The sequence below is a fragment of the Pseudomonas sp. AC252 genome (genome assembly GCF_979258105.1).
This window is the reverse complement of sequence record NZ_OZ409837.1, coordinates 4,643,572-4,660,275: the sequence shown is the minus strand read 5'-3', so window position 1 is coordinate 4,660,275 and position 16,704 is coordinate 4,643,572. Positions and strand designations below refer to the sequence as shown.

The window sequence follows — 16,704 nt, the reverse complement described above, 5'->3', positions numbered from 1 at the left end:
CCGGACGCTCCGCGTCCGCTTTTGGGACGCAGAGCGTCCCGGGCTGCATTCCCACGCATAGCGTCGGAACGATCGGCGTGTTTCAGGCCTTCTTCTTGTAGGCAATGCAGTCGATCTCAACCTTGCAATCGACCATCATGCTCGCCTGCACACAGGCCCGCGCCGGGGCGTGTTCGGGTTTGAAGTACTCGGCGAAGACCTTGTTGAAGCTGCTGAAATCCCGAGGATCGTCCAGCCACACACCGGCCCGTACCACGTCTTCCAGGCCATAACCGGCCTCTTCCAGAATCGCGATCAGGTTCTTCATGGTCTGATGGGTCTGCTCGACGATGCCGCCAACAATGATCTCGCCATCCACCGCCGGTACCTGACCGGACACATGCAGCCAGCCATCCGCTTCGACAGCGCGGGCGAATGGACGAGGCTGGCCGCCGGCGGCGGTGCTGCCGGTGCCGTAACGCGTAATACTCATGGGTGTTTCTCCTGATTGCAAAAGTGCAGATTCAAAACCGCGTGCTCTTGAGAAATTCCGCCAGACGCGGCGATTGCGGGCGTTCGAACAGTTCCTTGGGAGGTCCCTGCTCTTCGATTCGCCCTTGATTCATGAAGACGATCTTGTCCGAGACCTCGAAGGCGAAACGCATTTCGTGGGTCACCAGCAACATGGTCATGCCGTCCTCGGCCAGGCCCTTGATCACGTTGAGCACCTCGCCGACCAGCTCCGGGTCAAGGGCCGAGGTGACTTCGTCAAAAAGCATCAGGCTCGGATTCATCGCAATCGCTCGGGCAATCGCCACGCGCTGTTGCTGGCCACCGGACAACTGACCGGGAAAGTGATTGCGCCGCTCCAGCAGGCCGACGCGCTCCAGCCATTTTTCCGCGAGCACCACGGCTTCGTCCTTGTGCATTTTCTTCACCTTGAGCAGGCCCAAGGTGACGTTCTGCAACGCGGTCAGATGCGGGAAGAGGTTGAATTGCTGGAAGGCCATGCCGGTCATCGCACGATGGCGGGCAATGACCTTTTCCACATGGCGCACACGTTTACCGTTGATCTCGTCGTAACCGATGGATTCGCCGTCGAGCAGGATCTGCCCGCCCTGGAATTCTTCGAGCATGTTCACGCAACGCAGCAGCGTGGTCTTGCCCGAGCCGCTGGAGCCGATCAGCGTGACCACATTGCCGCGCTGCATGCTCAGGTCGACACCCTTGAGCACTTCCACCGCGCCGTACTGTTTGTGCAGGCCGCGAATGTCCAGCAGCGCCTGATCCTGTGAAGCAACTTGAGCTTGAGTCATGGCAGGGCCACCCGTTTTTCAATGTGCCGGCCGAGTAATTCGATGCCGTAGTTGATGACGAAAAACAGAAAACCGGCGAACAGATAGAACTCCAGGGTCATGAAGTTCCGGGCAATGATCTGTTGCGTACTGAGCAGCAATTCGGCAACGCCGATCACCGAAAGCAAGGTCGACGCCTTGACGATTTCGGTGGACGAATTGACCCAGGTCGGCAGGATCTGCCGCAGCGCCTGAGGCAACAGGACGTAGCCGAGGGATTGGTAGAACGTCAGGCCGATGGCTTTGCCCGCCTCCAGCTGCCCGCGCGGCAAGGCTTGCAGCGCACCACGAACGATTTCGGCGACGTGCGAGCCGCAGAACAGCGTCAGGCCCAGGGCACCGGCCTGGAACGCGCTGATCTGCCAACCGAGCGCAGGCGCCATATAGAAGCAGGCCAGCACCAGCACAAACACAGGCGTGCCGCGAATCAGATCGACGTAAACGCGGAACGGTGCACGCATCCAGAATCTGCCGTAAGTCAGGACCAGGCCGGCAACCACGCCGAGCATGGTGCCCAAGACGATGGCCAACGCCGAGACCTGCACACTGGTCAGAAAGCCCTGCCACAACGGCTCGCGAGCGAGCCACAATTCATGCAACCAACTGGGAGATTCGTACATCGCAGCCTCCTATCGGCGGATCGCCAGACGCTGCTCGAGGTAACGCAGCAGCATGGCAATGAGGTAACAGGCCGCGACATACAACGCCGTGGTCACCAGCCAGGTTTCGATCACCCGGTAGCTTTCGACGTTGATCTTGCGCGCGTAATAGGTCAGCTCCGGCACTGCAATCGCAGCCGCCAGCGAGGTGTCCTTGAACAGCGAAATGAAGTTGTTCGACAGCGCCGGCAACACGTTGCGCAGCATTACCGGCACGGTGACGTAAGCCTTGACCTGCCATTCGCCGAGGCCGATCGCCAACCCCGCTTCACGCAGGCCTTTGGGGATACTCAGCAAACCGCCACGGAAAACTTCGGTCAGGTACGCCCCGGCATACAGCGACAACGTAATGATGAACGACGGGATCTTGTCCAGGCGAATCCCCAGACTTGGCAAGGCAAAGTAGATCAACAGAATCAACACCAGGATCGGCGTGTTACGCACCACCGTGACGTACACCGAAGCCAGCACCCGCAAGGCGCGATGCCTGGAGAGCAAGGCAAACGCCATCAGCAGGCCGATCACGCAGCCGATGGCGATCGACACCAGCGCCAGCTGCAACCCCAGACCGAGCCCCGCCAGCAAGGTGTCGAAATCGCGCCACACGGCGGCAAAGTTCAACTGATAGTTCATGGTCAGCAGTACCTTGAGCGGGGCGACATAAATCGCCCCACTCTCACGGGATCATTTGAATTCGACTGGCAAACCGATGGCTGGAGATGGCAGATCAACACCGAACCATTGTTTGAACGAAGCGGCGTAGGTCGGGAACTCAACTCCGGTCATGGCTTCATGAAGAGCGGTGTTGACGAAGTTCAGCCAGTCCTGATCGCCACGTTTGACCGCGCAGGCGTAAGTTTGCGGGCTCCACGCGTAAGCCGGGCTGCGATAGCGGCCTGGGTTCTGCACCATCAGGTATTTGACCGACGATTGATCGGTAGCGGCGGCATCGGCGCGACCGGAGTTCACCGCCTGGTACATCAGATCGACGCTGTCGTACTGATCGACTTTGGCCTTGGGCAATGCCTGATGCACCAACTCTTCGGCATACACGTTCTGCAGCACCGCGACGGTCACGTCATCGCCTGCCGCCTGCAGGTCTTCGATTTCCTTGTACTTGCTGTTGTTCGGTAAAAGCAGGCCGACGCCTTCGCGGTAGTACGGCAAAGTGAATGCCACTTGCTGAGCGCGGCTGGCGGTGACGGTGATGAACTGGCAGCTCATGTCGACCTTGTCGGTGAGCAGATTGGGAATCCGCGCATCGGACGACTGCACCACGAACTCGACTTTGCTCGGGTCGTTGAACAACCCCTTGGCCACCATCCTGGCGATGTCGATATCAAAACCCTGCAACTTGCCGTCCGCGCCCTGAAAGTGCCACGGCGCATTGGTGCTGCCGGTGCCGACAATCAACTTGCCACGCGCCAGGACACTGTCGAGTTTGCTGTCGGCAGCTTGGGCCATACCCATGACTGCGGACGAAGCTGCAAGAACAAAAACACACGCTTTGAACAACGAAGGACGGCGATGCATGGCAAGCACTCCAGAATTGTGTTTATTCCGCTATACCGGAACACGGTTTGTTACTACGGAATAGACAGCAGAAAGTGTGCCACAGCCTCAGCGTAAAATGCGACAACCGGGAAAGTTGAAATTATTCAGTGAGTTAACGGACGGAGTGCATCCGCGCATAGTGGCTGCCCCGAAAGCCCGCGTCCCGTAATTACCCGGTATCGGGAAAGTAACGTCACATTTGGGAGCACGTTGTGAGTTTTTAAGAGGCGAGCGCAAATACCAATTGAGATCGTTTTGCCTGCATACCGCTCATCGGATTTAGCTGTCTACCTGTCAGAGTTGACAGTTGTGCGCGATGAACTCCGCAGGCTAACTGGGTCAGCCCATACGAGGGCTGCAGCATCACTTGTAACTCTGACTCAATAAGGAATATTGACATGGCTAATCTGATCAAGAACGGCGACTTTTCCCAAGAAGGCACACATTGGACGGTGTCCAATCCATCTGACGTCAAGTTCGTGGCCGGTGACTGCGTCATTGCAACGCCGCATTCCATTAGTCAGGAGGTGCTGACTGGGGAAGGCGGCGGCGGGAAATTTATGTTGTCGGCAAGGATGAAGACGCTGGGCGGATTTGCGGGTCGCATTACCGTGCAGCCTGTCCCGACTGGCGAGCCGGTTCACCTCAACGTCGGGGGTGGTCAGGAGTGGACAGTGAAATTCGAACAATTCACGACGCAGATTTCGACTCTGAAGTTCATTGTCAAACTGGAATCCGATGACGGGACTTTCGGTGAGTTTGGTGCCTACTTCGGTGATGTAACTCTGTCGAAGCTGCTCTGACGCATAGTTGTAGAAAACGAGTTGCCAGCCAGGGGTAACTCGTTTTTTCCACGAACACGTAACCGTTTCACTCGAAAAAAGGATCATTCGATGAGTTCCAGAGCACCGATGACAGTCCTGCCTGATACGTACCGCAAAGCCCTGAAAACCTGGCGTCCGGTCATTCTTTATTTCGCTAATGAACACTGCCCCGCCTGCGAATGGGCCGGGCCGATCGTTCGGCAGATTGCCGAGCCTTACCGACTGCGCGCCAACATCTATATGCTTAACACCAGCCAATCGCCTCGCCACCCGAACGTGACCGGCACGCCTACAGTGCTGTTTTACAAAAATGGCAGGCTGATCAAAAAGCTCAAAGGCATTGGCACTGAAGAAACTCTCGCACGGGATTTCGCGGTGCATATCGGCAAGACCAAAGCGCCCGTTGCCGCGCGCAAACGAACGCATGATCTGACTTGGTTGCGTCGGACACTCCGTACTTTGCGTACCGTTCCACGTGGACGCCTACGCCGGATGTTCTGAACGAGCCTCACCAGACTACCAAATCGCATTCGCGAGCAAGCTCGCTCCCACATTGGAACCCGTTTCAAATGTGGGAGCGAGCTTGCTCGCGAAGAGGCCGGCATCGCCTGTAGAGAGCTCAAGTATTACGCGGCAGCACGCTCCAGCAGCACCCGCGTCACGCGCCGCTCTTCAACGGCTTTGACGGTCAGTTGCCAGCCTTCGTATTCCAGTCGATCGCCCATCATCGGCAACCGATCCAGCAGGCTCATGACCAACCCGGCCATGGTCTGATAATCCTCGGTCGGCTCGGCATCGAAGCCGGTACGCTGGCGAACGCGAGCCAAGGGCAGCGCGCCGCTGACCAGAAACCCGCCGCGCTCTTCGACCACGTCCGGGCCTTCGATTTCGCTGGCGTCGGGTAACTCGCCGGCGATCGATTCGAGGATGTCGGTCATGGTCAGTACGCCGACAAAATCGCCGAATTCGTTGACCACGAAGGCGATGTGCGTCGATGCCGCGCGCATTTGCTCCAGCGCATTGAGGATCGAATAACTGTCGAGCAGATTGATCGCCTTGCGCGCCAGATGCTCAAGGCTCGGCTCGTTTCCGGCCAGATATTCCTTGAGCAGTTCCTTCTTGTGTACGAAGCCCAACGGCTCATCCACCGCACCATCGCGAATCAACGGCAAGCGCGAGTACGACGAATGCATCAACTTCGTACGAATGGTTTCGGCATCATCGGCAAGATCAATCAGGTCAACGTCGGCGCGCACCGTCATCAGGTTGCGAATCGGCCGTTCCGCCAGTTGCAGCACACCGCTGATCATCACCCGCTCACGACGGTCGAACAGCTCGGCCACCGGTGCTTCACCGTTGTCCAGCAGGTCGGAGATTTCCTCACCAACCTCCTCCGCCGCCAGCTTGCGGCCACCGAGCAGACGCATCACCGCATGGGCTGTGCGCTCGCGCATCGGCCGCACGCCCTGCATCGAACGTTTGCGCCGAGCCCGGGCGATCTGGTTGAACACCTCGATCAGAATCGAGAAGCCAATGGCGGCGTACAGATAGCCTTTCGGAATGTGGAAGCCCAGACCTTCTGCGGTCAGGGCAAAACCGATCATCATCAGGAAGCCCAGACACAGCATGATCACGGTCGGATGCGCGTTGACGAAGCGGGTCAGCGGTTTGCTGGCGACGATCATCAGGCCGATGGAAATGATCACCGCGATCATCATCACCGCCAGTTCATCGACCATGCCCACGGCGGTGATCACCGCATCAAGGGAGAACACGGCGTCGAGCACCACGATCTGCGCGACGATCGGCCAGAACAGCGCGTAGGTTGTGTTGGTCGAGCGCTCGCCAACGTGGCCTTCGAGGCGTTCATGCAACTCCATCGTCGCCTTGAACAACAGGAACACACCACCGAACAGCATGATCAGATCACGCCCGGAGAAACTCTTGTCGAACACCTCGAACAACGGCTGTGTGAGCGTGACCAACCAGGAAATGCTCGCCAACAGGCCCAGACGCATGATCAACGCCAGCGAAAGGCCGATGAGCCGCGCACGATCACGCTGATGCGGCGGCAGTTTGTCGGCAAGAATTGCGATGAACACCAGGTTGTCGATACCCAGTACCAATTCCAGCACGATCAGAGTCAACAGGCCTAACCAGGCCGTGGGATCCGCTAACCATTCCATAAAACGTCTCGATCTCTCTTCGGTGAATTCAGGCTGCCGGACACGGCGAAGTGCAACGCGAAGGCTCAAGAGCCGCGTTATCAACCATAGTCGGGAGTCGGAAGACGGGATGCTGCGAATGGATCAAGACCGCGCGAAGGCGCGCTGGAGAATGCTGACTGGGAGGCTCCGAGAGGGTGTTCATGTAAATCCTGAATGAAAAATGGCCTTGGAGCGTACAGGGTCGACCGGCCCGTTCCACAGCGGCAAATCATTTCAAAATCTGTATGAATGAACTCGACCGGAGATTTTCAGCGCTGCTGAAGACGCCTTCGCGAGCAAGCTCGCTCCCACAGGGTTTGAGCGGCGCAGCGGATTTCAGCGTAAACCCAGCTCATCGATATGCTGATACTGCGCTTGCAGCGCGGTCGCCAGTTCTTTCGCTCGGCCCAGGCGAATCGGCCCGCGCTCAATGTCGATGAGCAATCCGGGGCACGCCAGCACGGGCAACCCAGACACGTCCTTCAGGCGACCATCGGTCACGATCAGGCAGCGCTGCCGTTCGGCGGGAAAGCGCTTGCGCCGCACTGTCAGCCACTGCTGCGCCTGCGCCAGCGCCGCGAGCAACGGCGTGCCGCCACCGGCGCCGAGGCCGTCGAGCCAGACGCTCAGGCCGCTTGAGGCCTTCAATCCTTGCACCTGCCATTTCGGCGCGGTGCCACTGGCCGTCAGCAAAGCCAGCCGCGCCCGCTGGCGGTAAGCGTCGTCGAACAGTTGCGCGAGCAGACCCTTGGCATCGCTCAAGGCCTGATGGCGACGAGTCGAAGCCGACGCATCGATGATCACCAGCCAGATCTCATGGGGTGAGCGGGTGCGTTGCTGGAACAGCAGATCGGCGCGGCGCCGGGGGCGGCCATTGAGGAGAGTGCCCGGCCAGTTCACCGATCCGCTGCCGGCCCCATGCCGCTGGCCCTGGCGGCCATTGTCGAGTTGTCCGGCACGGGGTCTGGCATTCGCCCCCGCGTCGGATCGGGGGCGAATGCCTAGGGCTTTTTGCCAGCGGCGGCCAGCTCGGAACTTCGCGGCGGGCACCGGTGGCTTGCGCCGTTGCCGGCATCTCGCCCCACTGGCCCTGCCCTTCGCCAGATTTGCTGTCTGCGCCTGACGGTGCTGAGGCAGAAGATTCTGCCTGGGTCGAAGGTTGCTCGCGACGGCGATGGCGCAGGGCAAATTCAGCCACCGCGTCGATATCCTCTGCAGCAATCGCGTCCGACCCACGCCACGCGGCATGGGCGCGCGCTGCGCGCAACCACACCAGATCGGCGCGCAGGCCATCAACGCCAGCGGCAAAGCAACGCTCGGTAATCAGCGCCAGTGCCGCATCATCCAGCGGGATGGCTGCCAAGCGCTCGCGGGCGCGTTCACAACGCGAACGCAAAATCTGCTGCTGGCTTTCCCATTGCGCGCAGAACCCTTGTGGATCGCTGTCGAAATCCAGCCGCCGGCGAATGATCTGTCCGCGCTCGGCGGGCGCGGTGTGCCCGCTGAGGGCGACGTTCAGGCCGAACCGGTCAAGCAGTTGCGGCCGCAATTCGCCCTCTTCCGGGTTCATGGTGCCGATCAGGACGAACCTCGCCGAATGCCGGTGGGAAATGCCGTCACGCTCGATCAGGTTGGTGCCGCTGGCGGCGACATCGAGCAACAGGTCCACCAGGTGATCGGGCAGCAGATTGACTTCATCGACGTACAGCACGCCACCGTCAGCCTTGGCCAATACTCCGGGGAGAATTGCGCGCGCCCGTCGCTCAGGGCAGCGTCGAGATCGAGGGTGCCGACCAGGCGTTCTTCAGTTGCGCCCAACGGCAAAGTGACGAACTGGCCACTGGCGAGCAGATCCGCCAGGCCCCGGGCCAATGTCGACTTGGCCATGCCGCGCGGCCCTTCGATGAGTACGCCGCCGATTTTCGGGTCAATGGCGGTCAGGCACAGGGCGAGCTTCAAGTCATCGGCGCCGACCACGGCGGAGAGCGGGAAATGTGGGGTGTCGGTCATTTTGAGTACTCGGTCATGGTCGGTGAATTGTTTCAACTGTAGGAGTGAGCCTGCTCGCGATGGCGGTGTATCAGTCAACTTATGGATTTGCTGAACTATCGCTATCGCGAGCAGGCTCACTCCTACAAGGGATCGCGTTGTGTCAGGTGTCTTCTTCTATGTCCAGCAGGAGGTTTTCCAGCGCATCTTTATACGCTCCCGGCTCCTGCCACATCCCGCGCTGCTGCGCCTCAAGCATGCGCTCAGTCATGTCGCGCAGTGCATGGGGATTATGCTCACGGACAAAATCCCGGGTCGCCGGGTCAAGCAAGTACGCATCCGCCAGCAACGCATATTGATGGTCGTCGATCAGCTGCGTCGTCGCATCGAAGGCGAACAGATTATCAACGGTCGCCGCCAGTTCGAACGCGCCTTTGTAGCCGTGACGCTTGACCCCGTCGATCCACTTCGGGTTGGCCGCGCGCGAGCGCACCACGCGGTTCAGCTCTTCTTTCAAGGTACGAATCTTCGGCAGATCCGGCTGGCTGTGATCGCCGTGATAACTGGCTGCCGCCTCGCCACGCAGGCTCTCCACCGCCGCGAGCATGCCGCCCTGGAACTGGTAATAATCATTGGAATCGAGCAAATCATGCTCGCGATTGTCCTGGTTTTGCAGCACTGCCTGCACCTGGCTCAAGCGCTGACTGAATTGCTCGCGGGCGGCGGTACCTTCGTCAGCGCCGCCGTACGCGTAGGCACCCCAATTCAGATAAACCTCGGCGAGGTCTTCGCGGGTCTGCCACAGGCGCCCGTCGATAGCGCCTTGCACTCCCGCGCCGTACGCCCCCGGTTTCGCGCCAAAGATGCGCCACCCGGCCTGACGCCGCGCGGTGTCCTCATCAATGCCCGCTTGCAGCAGCGCTTCAAGTTCAGCGCGCACTTTGGCGGCCAGTGGGTTCAAGTCGTCAGGCTCGTCCAGCGCGGCCACCGCTTGCACGGCGGCGTCGAACAGGCGGATGAGATTGGCAAACGCATCACGGAAAAACCCCGAAACCCGCAGCGTCACGTCAACACGCGGGCGATCGAGCAGACTCAGCGGCAGAATTTCGAAGTCATCCACGCGCTGACTGCCCGTGGCCCAGACCGGACGCACGCCCATCAGCGCCATGGCCTGGGCGATGTCGTCGCCGCCGGTGCGCATGGTTGCGGTGCCCCAGACAGACAAGCCCAACTGGCGCAAGTGATCGCCATGATCCTGCAAATGTCGTTCGAGGATCAGCGTTGCCGACTGGAACCCGATGCGCCACGCGGTGGTGGTCGGCAGGTTGCGCACGTCCACTGAATAGAAGTTGCGACCGGTAGGCAACACATCGAGGCGGCCACGGCTGGGCGCACCGCTGGGGCCGGCGGGGACGAAACGACCGCTGAGGGCGTCGAGCAGACCGCGCATTTCAGCCGGCCCGCAAGCGTCGAGGCGCGGGGCGACGACTTCGCGCAGGGACTGGATGATCTCATTCACATCAGACCACCCTGGCCCCTGTGGGAACGAGCCTGCTCGCGAAAGCGGTGTGTCATTCAAAACTGAATTGCCGGACCCGACGCCTTCGCGAGCAGGCTCACTCCTACAGGGATTTTGTAGTGCCTGGGAGATCAGGTCGGTGGCGAAGAGTTCGAGGCGCTCGCGGGTGTCGCCGGCGGTGCGCCAGACTTCTTCGCTGATGGTCTGCAACTCGGTCGGCCGCCGGCCGCTCCAGGGATCGGCCAACGCGCAATCCAGCGGATCAAAACCGAGCTCAAACGCCTTGGCCAACGCTCGCAACAAGCTCGACTGCGCGCCCTTGCCGTCTCCGCGCGGGATGCGCAGCAGCGCCAGCAACGTGTCGATACGCAAGCGCCCGCTCGGCGATTCGCCAAATATGTGCAACCCATCGCGAATCTGCGATTCCTTCAGATCGCACAGATAAGTGTCCAGACGCGGCAACCAGATCGCCGCATCGGCGTCGCTGTCCAGCGCAGCATCCAGTTGCAGTTCGCGGTCGATCTGCGTGTCTCGCACCAATTGCAGAATGTCGCGCTGTAGCTCACGGGCGCGGCGCGGATCGAGCAGTTGCGCCTCGTAATATTCGTCGGCGAGCAACTCCAGATTGCGCAGCGGCCCGTAGGTTTCGGCGCGGGTCAGCGGCGGCATCAGGTGGTCGATGATCACCGCTTGGGTACGCCGCTTCGCCTGAGCGCCCTCGCCCGGGTCGTTGACAATGAACGGATAGATATTCGGCAGCGGCCCGAGCAACGCATCCGGCCAGCAGTTTTCCGATAGCCCAACGCCCTTGCCCGGCAGCCATTCGAGATTGCCGTGCTTGCCGACGTGGATCACGCCGTGAGCGCCGTAGGTGTTGCGCAACCAGAAATAGAACGCCAGATAACCGTGCGGCGGCACCAGATCCGGGTCGTGATACACCGCGCTCGGATCGACCTGATAACCGCGCGCCGGCTGAATGCCGACAAAGGTCAGACCGAAACGCAGACCGGCGATCATCAGGCGGCCGTCGCGGCACATCGGATCGTTGTGTGGTGATCCCCAACGTTCGACCACCGCCGCGCGATTTGCCTCCGGCAGCGCGTTGAACATTGCCAGGTAATCGTCCATCGCCAGGCTCTGCTGACAGGGACGCAGATCGAGGCTGTCGAGGTCATTGCTGACACCGCCGAGCAGTTGCTGGATCAGCTCGGTGCCGCTGTCGGGCAACTCAGCTGTGATGGGATAACCTTCGGCACGCAATGCCCGCAGGATGTTCAGCGCCGCCGCCGGCGTATCGAGGCCGACCCCATTGCCGATGCGGCCGTCCCGGGTCGGGTAGTTGGCAAGGATCAGCGCGATGCGTTTTTCGCCGTTCGGCACGCGTGCCAAAGCAACCCAACGCCGCGCCAGTTCGGCGACGAAATCCATGCGTTCGGGCTGAGCGCGGTAGCAGACCACATCGGACTGACTGCGCTCGCTGCGCCAGGCCAGATCCTTGAAGCTGATCGGTCGGCTGATGATGCGCCCGTCGAGTTCCGGCAAGGCAATGTGCATCGCCAGATCGCGCGGCCCAAGGCCTTGCTCGCTGTCGCGCCAGCCGGGTTCGTTGTCCTGAGCGCAGATCGCTTGAATCACCGGGATGTTGCGGCGGAACGGGCGCAGATGCGGCGCCTCGGGACTGGACTGAGCGAAACCGGTGGTGTTGAGGATGACCCCGGCCTCGACTTCATCCAGCCAATCCTCGACCACCGACAGGCAGCCGGGTTCTTTCAGACTGGCCACCGCGATCGGCAGCGGATTGAGCCCGGCTGCCTGCAAACGCTGACAGAACACATCGATGAAAGCCGTGTTCGCCGCCTGCAAATGCGAGCGATAAAACAACAGCGCCGCCACGGTTTGATCGGGTCGCCATTCGGCTTGCCAGTCACTCAGGACAGCGCTGGTTTTCTGTGGGTGATAAATCGCCGTGCGCGGCAGGGTGTGCGGCTCGCTCCACGGGTAATCGCGGGCGAACCATTGGTTGCCCAGGCAATGGAAGAAATCCAGCGCATTGCCCATGCCGCCTTGACGCAGAAATTGCCAGAGTCGATCGCGGACTTCGGCGCTGACCGTGCTCAAGTCGCTGAGCTCGGGGTCCGGGCGGTCATCGCCAGGCACCAGAATCAGTTGCACGCCGCGTTCGGACAACTCGACCAGCCGCTCGACGCCGTAGCGCCAATAGGCAATGCCGCCGTGCAGTGAGATCAGAATGACCTTGGCGTGGCGCAGCACTTCGTCCACGTACAGATCGACCGAGGCATGATTCTGCACCTGCATCGGGTTGGCCAGACGCAGGCTCGGGTAGTCATCGGGCAATTGCTGCGCAGCCTCGGCGAGCAGCGCCAGGCTGGAATCGCCGCTGCACAGGATCACCAGCTCGGCGGGGGTTTGTCCGAGATCGGCAATGTTGTCGTCCGAGACGAATCCGCCGGGCTGGGTCCTGAGCAGGTGCATGGCTTAAACGCTGAGCGCGGCGCGCAGTTGCGCTTCGAGTTGCACGGCATCGAGTTCCTGACCGATCAGCACCAGGCGCGTGACGCGCGCTTCCTCGGCACCCCACTGGCGGTCGAAATGCTTGTCGAAACGCGTGCCCACACCCTGGATCAACAGGCGCATCGGCTTGTTCGGAATCGCCGCGAAGCCTTTGACCCGCAGGATGCCGTTCTGCACCACCAATTGCGTCAGCGCGTCGAGCAGCAGGCTTTCGTCAGCTTGCGGCAGTTCGATGGAGATCGAATCGAAGGCGTCGTGATCGTGGTCATCGTCATCACCGTCGTGGTGGTGATCATGATGACTGTGGCGGCTGTCGATGTGTTCCTCGGAGCCAGCGCCGAGGCCAATCAGCACGTCAAGCGGCAGACGGCCGTTGCTGGCTTCGATGATTTTTACCGCTGGCGGCAGCTCTTCGGCAACTTCAGCGCGCACCCGTGCGAGATCTTCCGCGCTGGTCTGGTCGGCTTTGTTGAGGATGACCAGGTCAGCACTGGCCAGTTGATCGGCGAACAATTCGTGCAGCGGCGACTCGTGATCAAGGTTCGGATCGAGTTTGCGCTGGGCATCGACCTGATCCGGGAACGCGGCGAAGGTGCCAGCGGCGACGGCCGGGCTGTCGACTACGGTGATGACTGCGTCGACGGTGCAGGCGCTGCGGATTTCCGGCCACTGGAAGGCTTGCACCAACGGCTTGGGCAGGGCCAGGCCGGAGGTTTCGATAAGGATGTGATCAAGGTCACCGCGACGGGCGACCAGTTCGCGCATTACCGGAAAGAACTCTTCCTGCACCGTGCAGCACAGGCAGCCGTTGGCCAGCTCATAAACACGGCCACTGGCCTCTTCTTCGGTGCAGCCGATGGTGCATTGCTTGAGGATTTCACCGTCGATGCCGAGCTCGCCAAACTCGTTGACGATGACCGCGATGCGCCGGCCCTGAGCGTTGTCGAGCATGTGCCGTAGCAACGTGGTTTTGCCCGAGCCGAGGAAACCGGTGACGATGGTGACGGGAAGTTTGGCCAGTGTTTTCATCGGTATGCCCTTTGGCAAGCGGCGGGCATACAGGACGAGAACCGGCAGCGCGCGTGCACGCCGGAAGCATTCGCCACCGGATCACCCCGCCCGGTTGTAGTGAGAATCTGTGACGAGGCAGGTCTCCTGGCTGACGGCGTTCAGGCGCGGGGCCTGGCATTCGCTGCGCCTTCCCGCTGGCTCATCGGTTGAGCTGGCAGTGGCGTGGCAACGAACATCACCGTTCACAGTTGCGGGGGCAGCCGCGGCTTCGACCGCGTTCCCTTCTTAGCTTCGGCAAGTGCCGAAGAACCTCGAAAGCGCAAGGCTACGCATGGGTCCGTCGTGGGTCAATGGTCGGTGAGTCTGAGTTCGGGGCATATCCGTTGCTTCGGAGGCTGCCGCTGGCGGTTTCGCTCTTGCAGCGACTCACTTTTTCAAACAGCGGAATGCCGGCCCAGCAAAAAGTCAGCAAAGGCTTTGCCCCCGGAAATTGACTAAAAACCCAAACCCATGTTCTCCTGCCCACCTTGTTACGGGTGCCCTTCACAGGGTGAAACGGGAAACCGGTGAATCATGTGCTTTACTCAAAGCCATGTCAGTCCGGTGCTGCCCCCGCAACGGTAAGCGAGCGAAGCGTCAGATCCACTGTGCCCCGGCATGGGAAGGTGACGCTTGCAGGTCGGCCTCGTGCCAACCCCTCGTGAGCCCGGAGACCGGCCCGCAACACCCAGCGCGCGCAAGCGCCGCTGACCACAAACAAACCCGCGGTGGGCGGGCGCTGTTCGAAATCCCTGCGTGCCCGGCTCGCAGGGATTTTCATGCGCTCTGTTTACCCGCTGACATTTCAGAGGGAAGCGCTATGTCGATCATCAGCAATACCGTCAGCCACACTGACCACATCTCCAGCAGCACCACTTTGGGCCAGCGCGTAGCCGCCGCCCTCTTCGCCTCGATCCTCGGTGCCAGCCTGGTCTGGTTCGCCGGCTTCTCGCACATCGAAGCGGTGCACAACGCCGCCCACGATACCCGCCACAGCGCCGCGTTCCCGTGCCACTGAGGCTTGCCGAGATGATCAAGCGTATCGCGCAAACCGCAGGCTTCACCGGCTTGCTGGCCGCCCTGCTCCTGACCTTGCTGCAGAGTTTCTGGGTCTCGCCACTGATTCTGCAGGCTGAAACGTTCGAGAAATCCGAACCGGTCGCCGAAGTTCACCAACACGCCGCTGGCACCGCTGTCCACAGCCATGATGCCGAAGCGTGGGAGCCAGAAAATGGCTGGCAACGCGTGGCCTCGACCACTGGCGGCAACCTGGTGGTGGCGGTGGGTTTCGCCTTGATGCTTGCCGGTCTGTACACCCTGCGTGCCCCGACGAAAACCTCGCAAGGCTTGCTATGGGGCCTGGCCGGTTACGCCACGTTCGTTCTCGCGCCCACGCTGGGGCTGCCACCTGAATTGCCGGGCACTGCGGCGGCTGATCTGGCTTCGCGGCAGATCTGGTGGATCGGCACTGCCGCCTCGACCGCTGTCGGTCTGGCGCTGATCGCCTTCAGCCGCCACTGGCTGATGAAGCTGCTTGGCGTGGCGATTCTTGCCGTGCCGCATGTGATCGGCGCACCGCAACCGCAGGTGCATTCCATGCTCGCGCCAGAGGCACTGGAAGCCCAGTTCAAAATCGCTTCGCAGCTGACTAACGTCGCGTTCTGGCTGGCCTTGGGCCTGATCAGTGCGTGGTTATTCCGCCGCAAAAGCGCAAGCCAATATCAGGCATGACCGATGACCGCGCAGCGCCGACCTTCGTGGTCGGCATCGGCTGCCAGCGCGGCTGCCCGGCCAGTACGTTGCGCGCGTTACTCGATCAGGCGTTGCAGGCGCATCGCATTGAACTGCGAGCAGTCAGGGCTTTGGCCAGTATCGATCTCAAACGCGACGAACCGGGTCTGCTGGAACTGGCCACACAACTGAACCTGCCGCTGCAGTATTTCAACAGTGCCGAGCTGGCGCCCTATCAACAGCGTCTCAGCCATCAATCGCAAATCGCCTTTGAGCGCACCGGCTGCTACGGCGTGGCAGAAAGCGCCGCGCTGGCGCTGGCCGAGCAACTGATCCAGGCGCCGGCGAAACTGCTGATTCCCCGGCAGAAATATGCGCAGGCGACGCTGGCGTTGGCCGGCGCTGCATAAAATCCCGATAATCCACGCCATCGATCATGAGCACACTTCATCTGAGGTGCGGCTGCGCTTCTTACCAAGGATTCAACGATGACCGTCTACTTCATCGGCGCCGGCCCCGGCGACCCGGAACTCATCACCGTCAAAGGCCAACGGCTGATTCGCAGCTGCCCGGTGATCATTTATGCCGGCTCGCTGGTACCCGCAGCGGTGCTGGAAGGTCATCAGGCCGAAATCGTGGCCAATAGCGCTGAACTGCATCTGGAACAGATCATCGATCTGATCAGGACGGCCCATGCCCAAGGCCAGGATGTGGCCCGTGTGCATTCCGGAGACCCAAGTCTGTACGGCGCGATCGGTGAGCAGATTCGCTACTTGCGTGAGCTGGGCATTCCTTTCGAGATCATTCCCGGCGTGACGGCCACCGCGGCATGCGCAGCGCTGCTCGGCGCCGAGTTGACTCTGCCGGACATCTCGCAAAGCGTGATTTTGACCCGTTACGCCGACAAGACCGCGATGCCGGCGGGGGAAGAACTGGCCAGCCTGGCGCAGCACGGCGCGACCATGGCGATCCACTTGGGGGTCAATCATCTGGAGAAGATCCTGGTTGAACTGCTGCCGCATTACGGCGCAGATTGCCCGATTGCCGTTATTCATCGCGCGACATGGCCGGATCAGGATTGGGTGATAGGTACGTTGGCGGACATTGCCGACAAGGTCGAGGCCAAAGGCTTTCGACGTACGGCGCTGATTCTGGTCGGGCGGGTGCTGGGCAGTGAGGTGTTCAGCGAGTCTTCGCTGTACCGCGCCGGGCATGCACATCTTTATCGCCCTTAAAGGCGCTTTCGCTAGCAGGCTCACTCCCACAGGGGAATGCATTTCAATCTGGGAGCGAGCCTGCTAGCGA

At 61.0% G+C, this 16,704-nt stretch carries 15 protein-coding genes, 1 pseudogene and 2 riboswitches; of the genes and pseudogenes, 6 read left to right on the top strand and 10 right to left on the bottom strand.

Annotated elements, in window-relative coordinates; translation table 11 throughout:
* Nucleotides 1–82: 82 nt before the first annotated feature.
* The 5 genes from ACZZZ4_RS21390 to ACZZZ4_RS21370 are packed head-to-tail and all read right to left on the bottom strand — an operon-like array spanning nt 83 to nt 3,526.
* Nucleotides 83–472 carry a RidA family protein gene (locus tag ACZZZ4_RS21390; RefSeq protein ID WP_016774497.1) on the bottom strand — a complete coding sequence of 130 codons (390 nt, stop codon included), beginning with the start codon at nt 470–472 and terminating at the stop codon, nt 83–85.
* Nucleotides 473–503: 31 nt separating this feature from the next.
* Nucleotides 504–1,295 (bottom strand): amino acid ABC transporter ATP-binding protein, encoded by a 792-nt coding sequence (locus ACZZZ4_RS21385; RefSeq protein ID WP_039758595.1) that lies wholly within the window; start codon nt 1,293–1,295, stop codon nt 504–506.
* Nucleotides 1,292–1,954 (bottom strand): amino acid ABC transporter permease, encoded by a 663-nt coding sequence (locus tag ACZZZ4_RS21380; RefSeq protein ID WP_463548701.1) that lies wholly within the window; start codon nt 1,952–1,954, stop codon nt 1,292–1,294. Before ACZZZ4_RS21380 ends, ACZZZ4_RS21385 begins: the two co-directional genes overlap by 4 nt.
* A gap of 9 nt (nt 1,955–1,963) precedes the next feature.
* Nucleotides 1,964–2,626, bottom strand: coding sequence for an amino acid ABC transporter permease (locus ACZZZ4_RS21375; protein ID WP_463548700.1), 663 nt, complete (start codon nt 2,624–2,626; stop codon nt 1,964–1,966).
* A gap of 51 nt (nt 2,627–2,677) precedes the next feature.
* Nucleotides 2,678–3,526 (bottom strand): transporter substrate-binding domain-containing protein, encoded by an 849-nt coding sequence (locus ACZZZ4_RS21370; protein ID WP_463548699.1) that lies wholly within the window; start codon nt 3,524–3,526, stop codon nt 2,678–2,680.
* A 419-nt stretch (nt 3,527–3,945) separates the two neighbouring features.
* On the opposite strand from ACZZZ4_RS21370, the gene ACZZZ4_RS21365 reads away from it, so the two are divergent.
* Both ACZZZ4_RS21365 and ACZZZ4_RS21360 read left to right on the top strand, forming a co-directional pair.
* Nucleotides 3,946–4,350, top strand: coding sequence for a hypothetical protein (locus tag ACZZZ4_RS21365; protein ID WP_463548698.1), 405 nt, complete (start codon nt 3,946–3,948; stop codon nt 4,348–4,350).
* Nucleotides 4,351–4,440: 90 nt separating this feature from the next.
* A complete protein-coding gene (locus ACZZZ4_RS21360; protein WP_415762653.1) occupies nt 4,441–4,872 on the top strand; it encodes a thioredoxin family protein in 432 nt (143 codons plus the stop codon).
* Nucleotides 4,873–4,997: 125 nt separating this feature from the next.
* Here ACZZZ4_RS21360 and ACZZZ4_RS21355 read toward each other — a convergent pair whose 3' ends face one another.
* The 5 genes and pseudogenes from ACZZZ4_RS21355 to cobW form a co-directional block, all read right to left on the bottom strand.
* Entirely contained in the window at nt 4,998–6,557 is a 1,560-nt protein-coding gene (locus ACZZZ4_RS21355; RefSeq protein ID WP_463548697.1) for a TerC family protein, read from the bottom strand.
* 357 nt (nt 6,558–6,914) lie between these two features.
* Nucleotides 6,915–7,577: a vWA domain-containing protein gene (locus ACZZZ4_RS21350; protein ID WP_463549300.1), complete on the bottom strand. Its 663-nt coding sequence runs from the start codon at nt 7,575–7,577 to the stop codon at nt 6,915–6,917.
* Nucleotides 7,578–7,737: 160 nt separating this feature from the next.
* Nucleotides 7,738–8,588, bottom strand: a pseudogene (locus ACZZZ4_RS21345) (ATP-binding protein); the annotation flags it as partial.
* Nucleotides 8,589–8,730: 142 nt separating this feature from the next.
* Complete coding sequence (gene cobN, locus ACZZZ4_RS21340; RefSeq protein ID WP_463548696.1) at nt 8,731–12,579, bottom strand: cobaltochelatase subunit CobN; 3,849 nt, start codon at nt 12,577–12,579, stop codon at nt 8,731–8,733.
* Nucleotides 12,580–12,582: 3 nt separating this feature from the next.
* Nucleotides 12,583–13,647, bottom strand: a complete 1,065-nt coding sequence (gene cobW / locus ACZZZ4_RS21335; RefSeq protein WP_463548695.1) for a cobalamin biosynthesis protein CobW — start codon at nt 13,645–13,647, stop codon at nt 12,583–12,585.
* A 99-nt stretch (nt 13,648–13,746) separates the two neighbouring features.
* Nucleotides 13,747–13,958, bottom strand: a riboswitch (cobalamin riboswitch).
* 188 nt (nt 13,959–14,146) lie between these two features.
* Nucleotides 14,147–14,365: riboswitch (cobalamin riboswitch) on the top strand.
* 123 nt (nt 14,366–14,488) lie between these two features.
* Here cobW and ACZZZ4_RS21330 point away from each other — a divergent pair.
* The 4 genes from ACZZZ4_RS21330 to cobM all read left to right on the top strand — a co-directional run bounded on the left by ACZZZ4_RS21330 (nt 14,489) and on the right by cobM (nt 16,634).
* Nucleotides 14,489–14,686 carry a CbtB domain-containing protein gene (locus tag ACZZZ4_RS21330; protein ID WP_016774486.1) on the top strand — a complete coding sequence of 66 codons (198 nt, stop codon included), beginning with the start codon at nt 14,489–14,491 and terminating at the stop codon, nt 14,684–14,686.
* A gap of 11 nt (nt 14,687–14,697) precedes the next feature.
* Complete coding sequence (locus tag ACZZZ4_RS21325; RefSeq protein WP_463548694.1) at nt 14,698–15,399, top strand: CbtA family protein; 702 nt, start codon at nt 14,698–14,700, stop codon at nt 15,397–15,399.
* Nucleotides 15,396–15,809 (top strand): cobalamin biosynthesis protein, encoded by a 414-nt coding sequence (locus ACZZZ4_RS21320; RefSeq protein ID WP_463548693.1) that lies wholly within the window; start codon nt 15,396–15,398, stop codon nt 15,807–15,809. Before ACZZZ4_RS21325 ends, ACZZZ4_RS21320 begins: the two co-directional genes overlap by 4 nt.
* A 78-nt stretch (nt 15,810–15,887) precedes the next feature.
* Complete coding sequence (gene cobM / locus ACZZZ4_RS21315) at nt 15,888–16,634, top strand: precorrin-4 C(11)-methyltransferase (RefSeq protein ID WP_463548692.1); 747 nt, start codon at nt 15,888–15,890, stop codon at nt 16,632–16,634.
* Nucleotides 16,635–16,704 lie beyond the last annotated feature (70 nt).